Here is an 8,283-nt window from a genome sequence, read left to right on the forward strand (position 1 = left end):
CCACGACATAGGGCAGTACCACCAGCACCTCGGTCCAGCCGTCGGTGGCGAGCCAGCCCAGCATCCACGAGTACACCTGGCGCAGGGTGTCGTCGTGCAACTGCATGAAGAAGGTCTGCGCGGCGTTGGCGAAGGCGGCCACCGCCACACCGGCGAGGATCACGACCACCTCGGAGCGGACACCGCCGACCGTGCGGCCGAGGGTGTAGGTCGCGCCGACGGCGAGCAGTCCGCCCACGAACGCCGCGACCGGCACCCCGGCGAACCCGGCCGCGGCGCCGAAGACGATCGCCAGCGTCGCGCCGAGACCCGCGCCGCTCGACACGCCGAGCAGATACGGGTCGGCGAGCGGATTGCGGAAAACCCCCTGGTAGGCGGCGCCCGCGAGAGCGAGCATGGCCCCGACCAGCGCCCCGAGGACGATGCGCGGCATGCGGATCTTCCAGAGAATGGCCTGCTGGCGCGGCGTCAGACCGGATTCGACCCGCACGTAGGGCAGCTGGTCGGCCATGTCGAGCAGCACGCCGCGCGGGGTCAGCCCGGCGGGACCCACGAGAATACTCACGAACACCGCGACGACCAGCGCGAGCACCGCGCAGGCCACCACCAGTGCGCGGCGGGCGGGCGAGGCGATCAAGACGTCGGGCGGACGGCGGGCACCGGGTTCACGAGCCGGGCGACCTCGCGCACCAGATCCACCACGCGCGGGCCCCACCGGCTGGCGATGTCCTCGTCGAGGGCGAACACGCGGCCCTCGCGCACCGCGGCCAGTTCGCCCCAGCCGGCGCGGGCGGCCACGGCCTCCGGGGTGACGCCGCAGCACTGGCCGTCGGCCAGGAAGATCACGTCGGGGTTCTGGTCGAGGACGAACTCCGCCGACAGCTGCGGGTAGCCGTCGCCGCCGGTGGCGATGGAGCGCAGGCCGAGCATGGCGTAGATCTCGCCGAGGTAGGTGTCGTCGGTGACGGTGTAGTAGGTGTTGTCCAGCTCGTGGTAGTAGCGCAGCGGGGCGTCCCGGTCGGGCAGGTCAGCGACGATCGTGTCGATCTCGGTGCGCACGGCCGCGACCAGCGCCGCCGCCTCGGCCAGGTGGCCGGTGGCCGCGCCGAGCTGTTCGAGCTGGGCGTAGGTGTCGTCGAGGGTGCGGGCGGCGGGCAGGATCAGCGTCTCGACGCCCGCTCGCCGCAGACCCGCCACCAGGTCGCCGGTGTCGGCGTTGGTGACGACCAGGTCGGGGTCGTAGCCGAGCACGGCCTCCACGTTCGGGGTGTAGCCGGACAGGTCGGTGACCGGCGCCTGCTCCGGGTAGTCGGAGCGGTCGTCGACGGCGACCACCTGATCGCCCGCGCCGATGGCGAACAGCATCTCGGTGGCGGTGGGGCTCAGCGACACGATCGCGCCCGGCTGCCCGGCCGCATCGTTGTCCGCACCCGACGGAGCCGGATCGGACCCGCAGGCCGCGATCAGCAGGAGCAACGCGCCCGTTGCCGCGGCGATCGGTCGCCGGGCGGCGCCACGCCGTCCGGCGGTGCGTCCACGCACTGTGAGTGGCACGAACTTCCTCCGTCCATACCGTCCTTCGTCCGAGGACAAGTACGCCTCCCGCGACGGCGGCCGACCTGACTCGCGCGGCGAACGCCGTGCTCACAGTTGCGGGACAGCGCCGGATTCACACCGGCTTCACCGTGACGCCGCGGCACCCGGCCGGGTTCGGCGGGGCACTCGCAGCGTAGTTCACCCGGGAAACCGACCGGCCGCGCCGTACCCCCGACACGGCAGACCCCGACCGGCCCGTATTGCCTCGGAGCACGGTCATAGCCGGGCAGAATGACTTCCGCAGACCGCGCGCCTCCAGAAGGGACCGTCGGATGAAACGATCGCTGTCCGCACTCGCCAGGATCGGTGTTCTCGCCGCCGTCTGCTGCGTGGCGCTCGGCGCGCCCGCCGCGGCCGACCCGAACAACGTCAATCCGATCCCGGTGCTCAACGGCTGGCGCGGGCTGCCGCAGCTGCCCGGCCCGACACAGGCGGTGTTCCAGATGACGGGCATGGACAGCCCGAACCGGACGCAGAACGTCAATGTGCTCGGCACCGATCTTGGCATCATGTGGGACGACGGCCGCGGCGGCATGATCACCGCCTTCGGCGACAGCGCGGGTCTCGGCTTCCCCAACCTGCTGGCGGGCAGCATCTGGGCCTGGACGTCGAACGCGTTGTTCCGCAGCACCACCAGGGACCCGTCGAAGGGCATCTACTTCGACAGCGCCGTGATCAACCCGCTGCCGAGCCCGAAGATCCCCGGCATCGAGATCAGCCTCATCCCCACCGCGGGCATCTCGGTCGGCGGCGTGCAGTACATGAGCATGATGTCGGTGCGCTCCTGGGGCGATCACGGCAAGTGGCACACCAACTTCGCGACGCTGGCCGTCTCCGGCGACGGCGGGCAGACCTGGGCGCAACTGCCCACCACCCGCCGCCCCAACCTCGACGGCCACGAACGGTTCCAGCAGAACGCCTTCCTGAAGGCCGACGGCTTCGTCTACCGCTACGGCACCCCCGCCGGGCGCGACCATCCCGGCTTCGTCTCCCGCGTCCCGGAGGCGGCCATCGCCGACATCGACGCCTACGAGTACTGGGACGGCAAGGAGTGGAAGCGCAACGAGCCGCTGGCCTCGGCACCGATCGTCGGCAATGTCGCCGAGCTCTCGGTGCAGTGGAACGACCACCTCGGCCAGTACGTCATGCTCACCACCGACCCGGCGAATTCCGTCGTGCTGCGCACGGCTCCGGCCCCCGAAGGACCGTGGAGCCCGCCTCGGGTCATCGTGGACGCCCGCGACCTGCCCACCGCCTACGCGCCGATGATCTTCCCGTACCAGACCGGGGACGATCTGTACTTTCTGCTCACCGTGCACAGCCAGTACAACGTGCTGCTCATGCGCACGCCGTTGTGACACCGGCCGGGTGCCGCCCTAGGGGGTGAGCAGCTCGCGCATCCAGGCGGGGATCTCGTCGGCGGCCCTCGGGTAGTCGGCGAGTTCCTGCCGGATGGAGTCGGGGGTGGGGGTGGGGACCCAGTCGGGCAGGCAGTCGCGGGAGAAGTCGGCTCGGTAGTCGGCGGGGGATGTGATGTGGATGCGGCCGCTGATCCAGGTGCCGGTGACGGGGTCGTGCGCGAATTGCTTGTATTCGAAGAGCAGTTCGCGCAGGGCGGCGGAGGCGGGAACGGTGTCGACGGTGTCGTCGGGGCGTTTGACCCGGATGCCGCCCGCGGCGTCGTGGCCGACGGCGGAGACCCAGAGCAGAGCCGACTGCCAGTCGGAGCCGAGCAGTGCGATGGTCTCGTCGACGACGGCGCGTTCGTAGAGGTCGGCGGTGATCTCGGTGTCGTGCAGGGGTTCCCAGCGGGCGAGGAGCCCCGCGTCGGCGGGGTCGGCGCCGACGGCGTCGAGGAGCGCGATGACGGCCGGTGCGGGTTCGGTGGCGCTGAACAGGACGATCTCGATGCCGTTGTCGGCGCTCGCGCCCGCCTGCTCGGCGAGACGGCGGATGTCGCCGGAGCGGACGGCGGCCAGGTAGGCGTCGAGTTTGTGGCGGAAGTCCTCGGCGAGGAGGTGGTCGTCGCCGCGGCCGTAGTCGCGGTGCTCGGTCATGGCCAGGAGCAGACGGCCGTCGGGGCCGACCGCGAGCTGGTCGATGCGCCGTCGTTCACTCACTGTCATCTGGGACCACTCCCTCGCGCCGTCTCGGTTCACCCCGGATGGGGATCGAACCGCAGGACGCTACCGCATCGCCGTCACGGACGCGAGACCTGTGCGCGTCGAATCACTTGCGCCGAGGGGGATTTCGGGCGCATCGAATCCGTTCGCGATCGCGGTGCGCCACACCCGGGATCACGGGAGTGGCAGTGGGCGCGTGGTGGATCCGGTGGTGAGCCACTGGTACAGCCAGGTCCATTCCAGGTTCATCGCGCGCAGCAGGTCGGGAATCGTATACCCGGAAGTGCTGCCAACGATCGGCGTGAGTTCCTCGGCATTCGCCGCACCCGCGCCGAGCAGAACCATTGCCGTGGCGACACCGGCGGACAACACGATCCGACGCAGCTTCATGAAAGACCTTTCGCGCAATTCGGGGCAGCGGATACTCGCCCCGATAGTTTCTATCCCACCCGCGGCAGAAATGGTTGCCCCCAATATCTCCGTACCGCGTGCGTTCCTCACGCGGAACCAGGGCGCCCCGCCGCGACCCGGAAAAGGCACGAGCGGCCCGGACGAATCCCGGACCGCTCGCAGACTGTTCGCGAAACCGATCACTCACCGCCGCCGGCGGGGGCGTCACCGCCGGCCGAGCCCGAGATCAGCAGCGGGAGCAGGCCGGTCAGCAGGTCGGCCGAGCCGGTGTCCGGGGTCGCCTCGTCGGCCACGTCGGCCGGGTCCGGGGTGGTGGCGCCGCCGCCGAGCAGGCCGCCCAGCAGGCCGGCCAGGCTGTCGGCCGAGCCGGTGCTCGGGGTCGGGGCCGGATCCTCGTCGGCCCCGTCGGCCGGGTCGGGGGTGGTGGCGCCACCGCCCAGCAGGCCACCCAGGACGCCGGCCAGCTGCTCGGCGGAGCCGGTGCTGGGGGCGGGGGTGGGATCGGTGGTCTCGTCGGCGACCGCGACACCGGCGCCGGCGAGCATCACACCCGCGGAAGCGGCCAGCGCGAAACCGATCTTGCGAAGCATCATGTGAAAAACTCCCCTGGAATTCATACCGATCACCACTGTGGTGACCGTCGGCCAAAGTTCTATCACGGTGATTTCACAGGAAATAGGGCCGAAAGCTGTGGCCGCGAACATCGCGGTAACCGCTGGTTAGCCGTTTCGGAGCGACGGATCGCCCGCTTTTCTCGGCAGCCGCGAAGCATCCGTCCGACGTTCGGATGACGGGCAGATATCCGAACTCGCCGGTAGCGGACGCCCTTCACGGCGGTGTCGCGCCGGGCCGGGCCCCCGATTCATGGACAATCGTCCAACTTTCCCCACGCCGCGCCCCCGAGGCGCACGGCGGGCGGCAAGCCCGCAGAACTGGTGGCACCCGGCCACTACTCAGCAAATGTGTGATCTATTTCACGTTCTGAACCCGTAACGTTTGAAACGGTGGCGTCCGGTCAACCTCATTGGGCTCTTTTCGAGCCACCCGGGTAGCCCTCACCTGGGGAAACAACGGGTACACCGAGGCAGGCCGCCCGGAGCGCGCGAGCGGCCCGCTCAGTCCAGCAAGAGGTCCGCGGATCGTGGTACCCGGGGCGCCGAGAGGATAGCTACTCGTCGCTGTCGTCGGACTCCGCCGCGGCCCCCGAGGTCTCCTCGGCCGCCTCCGGCTTGTCCTTCGGCTCGCACTTGACCACCGGGATCGGGTCGTACTTGACCGTGCGGGTGGTGCGGGAGATCTCCGCCCCGGTGGCGCGGTCGGTGATGACCCTGGTGTCGGTGATGGTGAAACCGGGCGCGCCCTCGGTGGGAATGCAGTCGTCACCCTCGGGCAGGGTGATGGTCTCCGGCTCGGTGGGCTTGGTGCGCTCGCCGGTGATGGACTCCACGTTCACCGTCTTGGTGCCCCACAACCGCACGGTGACCTGCGAGCTGGTGGTGAAAGCCTCGATGTAGACACCGGTTTCGGTGTTGTTGCGGAACTTCAGGTCGATGGCGCCGTCGAAGACGGTGGCCTCGCGGGCGGCCGGGTAGCGCGAGATGTAGTAGCTGTGCTCGGTGTGGCCCGCGTCCTCCAGCCCGGCGAAGTACGCGGCGTTGTAGAGGGTGGTGGCGAACTGGCTGATGCCGCCGCCGACCGCGGTGCTCGGGCGTCCGTGGTCGATGATGCCGGACTCCACATAGCCCTCGGCCACGCCGCGCGGACCGGTGAACTCGTTGAGCGAGAACGTCTCTCCCGGCTCGACCACCGCGCCGTCGACCTTCCTGGCCACTGTGGCGATGTTGATCCCGGACGGGCCGCTGAAGCCGCCGGTGGTGAATTCGCCCATGGGCTCGACGATTCCGAGCTTCTCGGCCGCCTCGGTGGTCAGCTCCGGCTCGACCTTCGCGTAGACGGCGGGCGCGCGCCGATCGGCGGCGACGAGCAGCGCGGGCAGCTGCTCGAGCGTCTGGACCCAGTCCACCTTGTCGCCCACCACGGCGGGCACGACGACGGGCTTGCCGCCGCTGATCTCGAAGGTGGCGTCCTTCGGCTCGACCTCGGACTCCTTCAGCTGCGGTTCCAGGGCCGCGACCGCGGCGTGCAGGTCGTAGCCGACCGCCAGCCCGCCCTGGCCGTCGGGGGTGAAGGTGAGCACCGTGGCGATCTGCGCGGGAGTGAGCACCGCGTCGGCGCCCTTGCCCTCGAAGACGATGTCGGCGCTGACCGCGGGCTGGGCGATCTCGCGCAGGGCGCGGTCGACGGCCTCGGCGGTCACCGCGACCGGTGCGGGCACCACGGGCAGGATCAGCGACTCGCCGTCCATCCAGTGCTCGATGAGCACGGTGCGGGCCTGCGGGCGGTCCATGACGCGGCCGGTGGCGGGCGGAATCGCCACCGGAGTGGCGTTGTCGAAGCGGATCGCGCCCTCGACGGTGGGCCGGTCGTGGGTGGCGAGGGCGTCGAGCTGCCGGTCGAGGGCGGCGTCGTCGACGGTGCTGGCCACCCTGACCTCACGGGTGCCGAAGAGGGAGACGAAACGGGTGAGCGGGTTGAGCGGCTGGCCGCCGATACGGTCCCAGGTGCCCTCCCAGTCGACGCCGAGTCCTGCCTCGGCGGGGATCATGCGCTCGCGCACGTCGCCGAGGTGCAGGCCCACCTCCTGGGTGTCGCGGCCGTCGAGGGCGGCGCGCAGCTTCGCGTCGGCCGCGTCGACGTCCATGCCGCCGATGTCGATGCCGGCCACGACCACGCCGCGGGGCACCTCGCCCGCGGACATCGCCGTGTCGGCCAGGTACGCCAGGCTCGCCACCGCGAAGATCGCGCCGGCGATGACGCCCGCCCGCTTGCCCTCGGGGGATTTCCACCACGGGGTGCCGGTCTTGCCCGCCCCACGTCCACCGGGGCCCCTGCCACCGGGGCCGTTCGCGCCGGGTCCGGTGCCGGGCCCGGCGCCGGGTCTGTCCGTGGGGCGTTCGGCGGTCTGCACGCCGCCCGCCCGCACCGCGCCCGCCTGCTGTGCGCCGGACTGCTGTGCGCCGGTGGCCAGTGGCTGAGTGGGCGAGGAGTCGCCGGGCCAGTCCGCGGCGGCCGGGGGCACGGCGGGGCGCGGGTAGGCGGTGGTGGGCGGATCGGACTGTTGCCCGGCCGGTCGCATGGCGGCGAATCCCGTGGTCGGCGCGTCGGCGATCCGATTCGACTCGAGGAGCCGCCGTAGGCCGACCTCACCACCGGATCGGTGGCTGCGACCGTTGTGTCCGGCGCTCGACTCGCTGGTCACGAACCGTCCTCCCAGTGAAGCTCACATCCTCCGGGTCGCACCGCGCGACACCTCGGGCCACGATACCGACAGCGGGCCGGGACTTCAGCGCGACGTCGGACCGGGCAAACGCCGTGCGAACGGCCGGCCGCGCGAGGTGACGCGGGGCACGAGAAAGGCTCCGCGCGGTTGCCGGGTCGGGGGTCTGGCAACTGCGCGGAGCCGACCTGTTTATCGGCGGCTCTCACGGGGTGTTACACCCCTGTGCGGAAAGTCCGCTGATCCTGTCCGAGCAGCACCGGCCGCACCAGAGGAGAGGGTTGGAATGCAACTGGGAATGATCGGCCTCGGCCGGATGGGCGGCAATATCGTGCGCCGGATCGTCCGCGACGGGCACACCGGCGTCGGCTGTGATCGTGATCCCGCGCTGGTCGCGGACCTGTGCGCCGAGCTGGGTGAGTCCTTTCGGGGCGGCACCGAGATCGCCGAATTCGTCGCCGCGCTGGCGACCCCACGGGTGGTGTGGGTGATGATCCCCGCCGGGGCGACCGGGGCGGTGATCGAGTAACTGTCCGGCCTGCTCGAGCCGGGTGACATCGTCGTCGACGGCGGCAACAGCCGCTACCACGACGACATCGCCCGCGCCCGCGCGCTCGCGCCGAAGGGCATTCACTACATCGATGTCGGGACCTCCGGCGGAGTGCTCGGGCTCGAACGCGGGTTCTGTCTGATGATCGGCGGCGAACCGGAACCGGTGCGATATCTCGAGCCGCTGTGGAAGGCGATCGCGCCTGGCGTGACGGCAGCGCCGCGCACGCCCGGCCGCACCGGCGAACCCTCACCCGCCGCACAGGG

General features: G+C 70.8%; 7 protein-coding genes, 1 pseudogene and 1 riboswitch. Of the genes and pseudogenes, 2 read left to right on the forward strand and 6 right to left on the reverse strand.

Translation table 11 applies throughout. The annotated features are described in order from the left end of the window. Together QH283_RS10335 and QH283_RS10340 are read right to left on the reverse strand one after the other, a co-directional pair. Positions 1–637 (reverse strand): FecCD family ABC transporter permease (locus tag QH283_RS10335; protein WP_280502800.1); only part of this gene is annotated, 637 nt, incomplete at its 3' end. Further along, positions 634–1,554 (reverse strand): ABC transporter substrate-binding protein, encoded by a 921-nt coding sequence (locus tag QH283_RS10340; RefSeq protein ID WP_414689620.1) that lies wholly within the window; start codon positions 1,552–1,554, stop codon positions 634–636. The genes QH283_RS10340 and QH283_RS10335, both read right to left, overlap by 4 nt. 55 nt (positions 1,555–1,609) lie before the next feature. Beyond that, a riboswitch (cobalamin riboswitch) is annotated at positions 1,610–1,701 on the reverse strand. Between the two features lie 167 nt (positions 1,702–1,868). Here QH283_RS10340 and QH283_RS10345 point away from each other — a divergent pair. Further along, positions 1,869–2,954: a DUF4185 domain-containing protein gene (locus QH283_RS10345; RefSeq protein WP_280502801.1), complete on the forward strand. Its 1,086-nt coding sequence runs from the start codon at positions 1,869–1,871 to the stop codon at positions 2,952–2,954. An 18-nt stretch (positions 2,955–2,972) separates the two neighbouring features. Here QH283_RS10345 and QH283_RS10350 read toward each other — a convergent pair whose 3' ends face one another. From QH283_RS10350 to QH283_RS10365, 4 genes are all read right to left on the reverse strand, one after another. Further along, entirely contained in the window at positions 2,973–3,722 is a 750-nt protein-coding gene (locus tag QH283_RS10350; protein WP_280502802.1) for a hypothetical protein, read from the reverse strand. 171 nt (positions 3,723–3,893) lie between these two features. Beyond that, the gene (locus QH283_RS10355; protein WP_280502803.1) at positions 3,894–4,109 is read right to left on the reverse strand and encodes a hypothetical protein; all 216 of its coding nucleotides are present in this window, start codon (positions 4,107–4,109) and stop codon (positions 3,894–3,896) included. A 200-nt stretch (positions 4,110–4,309) separates the two neighbouring features. Further along, positions 4,310–4,723, reverse strand: coding sequence for a hypothetical protein (locus QH283_RS10360; RefSeq protein ID WP_280502804.1), 414 nt, complete (start codon positions 4,721–4,723; stop codon positions 4,310–4,312). A gap of 575 nt (positions 4,724–5,298) precedes the next feature. Continuing rightward, a complete protein-coding gene (locus QH283_RS10365) occupies positions 5,299–7,449 on the reverse strand; it encodes a VanW family protein (protein ID WP_280502805.1) in 2,151 nt (716 codons plus the stop codon). A gap of 316 nt (positions 7,450–7,765) precedes the next feature. Between QH283_RS10365 and QH283_RS10370 the strand changes: the two are divergent. Then, positions 7,766–8,283 (forward strand): annotated as a pseudogene (locus QH283_RS10370) (NAD(P)-binding domain-containing protein); the annotation flags it as partial.

Source organism: Nocardia farcinica, from assembly GCF_029867845.1.
Taxonomy (GTDB): domain Bacteria; phylum Actinomycetota; class Actinomycetes; order Mycobacteriales; family Mycobacteriaceae; genus Nocardia; species Nocardia farcinica_A.